Annotated in this window: 3 protein-coding genes; 1 reads left to right on the plus strand and 2 read right to left on the minus strand. The window is 35.8% G+C overall.

What is annotated here, in order from left to right; genetic code table 11:
* Positions 1-216: 216 nt before the first annotated feature.
* Positions 217-663: a DUF4870 domain-containing protein gene (locus QZ265_RS10405; RefSeq protein WP_296405924.1), complete on the plus strand. Its 447-nt coding sequence runs from the start codon at positions 217-219 to the stop codon at positions 661-663.
* A 142-nt stretch (positions 664-805) separates the two neighbouring features.
* On the opposite strand, the gene gorA is transcribed toward QZ265_RS10405, so the two are convergent.
* Together gorA and QZ265_RS10415 are read right to left on the minus strand one after the other, a co-directional pair.
* A complete protein-coding gene (gene gorA, locus QZ265_RS10410) occupies positions 806-2,161 on the minus strand; it encodes a glutathione-disulfide reductase (RefSeq protein WP_296405926.1) in 1,356 nt (451 codons plus the stop codon).
* Between the two features lie 282 nt (positions 2,162-2,443).
* Complete coding sequence (locus QZ265_RS10415; protein ID WP_296405928.1) at positions 2,444-2,902, minus strand: GFA family protein; 459 nt, start codon at positions 2,900-2,902, stop codon at positions 2,444-2,446.
* Between the last annotated feature and the right edge of the window lie 52 nt (positions 2,903-2,954).

The raw sequence follows: 2,954 nt of genomic DNA on the forward strand, positions 1-2,954 counted from the left end.
AATCAGGTGTTCTTTAATATTACGTAGCGTTGCACTTGGTGTGTTAATCTAAGCAATTAAAAAACGGATTCATAAATTCAAATTAAAAAATGTAACTTAATAACTTACAATGACTATAACATCAATTTTAAAGTAAATAAATTTTAAGATAAATAGTCCTTAATTCAGTAGCCCATTGATCTTTACAATAATAATAAATGAAAAAGGATTTGAAATATGTCTAACCTAAATAAAGATGATTTTAAAAATAACTCAGCTATGGATAATAACTTGGATAGTAATGACGGAACTATTACTAGAATTAATTCAATGAATACAGTTTCGCAAGATTCTAAAAATATGGGTTTATTGAATTGGTTAGGCTGTTTGTTTACCGGTTTTATCATTCCGCTAGTTTTATTGCTCATTAAGAAAGAAGATAGTTATATTCAATCTCAAGCAAAAGAAGCTTTAAACATGTGCATTAGTATGCTGATAGCTTATATTGGACTTTGGATTCTAGCGATTATATTTGGTGTTATATTTGCACCTTTAGCGATGATACCTATGCTGTTTATGGGTATCATGGGCTTGGCCTTTTTCATATTTTGCGTTTTAGGGGCTATTAAATGCTTCAGTGGTGAAAATTTCAAAGTCCCTTTTATTATTCGCTTATTAAAGTAATCAACTATTTAATATTGGTAAGCTTGCGAACTTTTGCTTGCTAAACTTTTATAGATACTAAACACTAAAAGGTCACTCTAAATATAGAGTGGCCTTTTGTATGGTTTTATCGAGCAATGAACGTTAATCAAGTTGCCAAAACTTAACGCATAGTCACAAACTCTTCAGAACCGGTAGGGTGAATAGCTATTGTATTGTCAAAGTCTGCTTTAGTAGCTCCCATTTTGATAGCGACTGCAAAGCCTTGAACCATCTCATCTAATCCAAAGCCAATGCCGTGTAGACCAATTACTTTTTCTTCTTCACCTAGGCACACCAGTTTCATGGTGCATTTCTGACGATGTTGAGTCACAGCACTATACATAGGCGTAAAGCTCGAAGTATAGCATTTGATAGCATCCTTACCATACTGCTCAATAGCCTGCATTTCAGACACACCAATAGTACCTATGGGGGGATGGGTAAATATCACCGTAGGCACTAAATTATAATCAAGATGTTCATTTGGCTTATTATTAAATAGACGCTCAGATAATCTGCGACCTGCGGCTACTGCTACTGGTGTTAAGTCAATGCTGTTCTCAATAATATCTCCAACGGCATAAATCCCCTCAACGTTGGTATTTTGAAACTTATCAACTTTAATCTTGCCAATTGAATTGGTCTTAACGCCAGTCACTTCTAAATTTATTTTATCGGTAGTAGGTTCGCGGCCCACTGCCCAAATTAAGCAGTCCACAATATTTGTGCGACCATCTTCCAAATCTATAGTCAGACTACCATCTTCATTTTTAACAACTTCTTTAATTATCGTATGGGTATGTAATTTGATACCTTCTTTGCCCATTTCCTCAAGCAATACATTAACAATAGTGTGGTCAAAAGAGCGTAGGGGAGCATGCTGACGAACATATAAATCAACTTCTGAGCCCAAGCTACGTAACACCCCAGCTATCTCAACAGCTACATACCCTGCACCTACGACAGCAACTCGTTTAGGTAAGTGTTGCAAAGCAAAAAACCCATCAGAGTCAATGCCGTATTCAGCCCCTTTCACATCAGGGAAAATAGGTCTGCCGCCGGTCGCAATTAATATATGGTCTGCTGTGATTAATTCACCATTGACTTCGACTGTTTTGGCATCGACGAACTTAGCAAAGCCTTCAATTACTTCTACATTGTTTTTAGCAAGATTGGTCTCATAGGAACGGTGGATATTAGAAATATATTTTTGACGGGTTTCTACCAGCTTTTTAAAATCAAAGTTCTTTACTTGAACATCAAATCCATAGTCTGGCGCATATTTGTGCATGGCTTCAGCTACTTGAGCACCGTACCACATAACTTTTTTGGGTACACAGCCCAAATTCACACAGGTGCCGCCGAGATGATTGGCTTCAATAATTGCGCACTTTTTGCCATACATAGCTGCACGGTTAAGAGAGGCTATGCCACCGCTACCGCCACCTATAGAAATATAGTCATAGTGTTTGGTCATATTTTTACCTTAAAATTATAGAATCTTATAACTATTTTTGCGGTTTATGTTTGATAGTAAACCTTGTAAATTGAATAGTACCTTAAATTCGCTGATGACTCTAATTGAGTCATGTATTAACTATGAAAACAAATGAGTTAAGACATTTATATTAGGGCGTGTCCCTATTTGCAAATTAAATAAGTTATGGTCTAAAAATGGCTATATTTTCGCCAAACTGTGTCTAATTTCTAGCTAATATGCCTATATTATCTTGGAAATTATTCGTGTTTGACAAAAAATCTATCTCATTTTTAGCCTCATAATCCAAATAGGGACACGCCCTACATATTCCAAAACATTAAGCAAGGTCTTAAACTCTGGTAAAGCATCAAATTGTTGAGCGTCTGAATCAATAATATGCCAACTAGACTTTGTGCTTAAGCAAAAATGAGCAACCACTTCAATAGTGTACATCTTATCATTTAGATTAAGTAGACCAGCTGGTATCCAAGTGAATTTATTAGCAAACGTATTTGGCACAGGACTTCCACAAGTTTCACAAAAGTGAGCGTTAAAACCCGTTTCTTTACGCCAGCGCTTTATCGTGCCCTCTTTAATCCACTCAAATTTTTCAATCGGAATTATGGTTGCTGAATTAGAGCTTGAACCAGTTTGCTTTTTACATAATGTACAATGGCACTGATAAATTTTTAAAGGATTTGTCTTGATGTCACAAGCAAATTCTACTTCTCCGCACAAGCAATTGCCTTTAAATAACGGTGTTTGTCAACATAGTTGTCACCAATTTACG

It is taken from the genome of Psychrobacter sp. (assembly GCF_018260395.1).
Lineage (GTDB): Bacteria > Pseudomonadota > Gammaproteobacteria > Pseudomonadales > Moraxellaceae > Psychrobacter.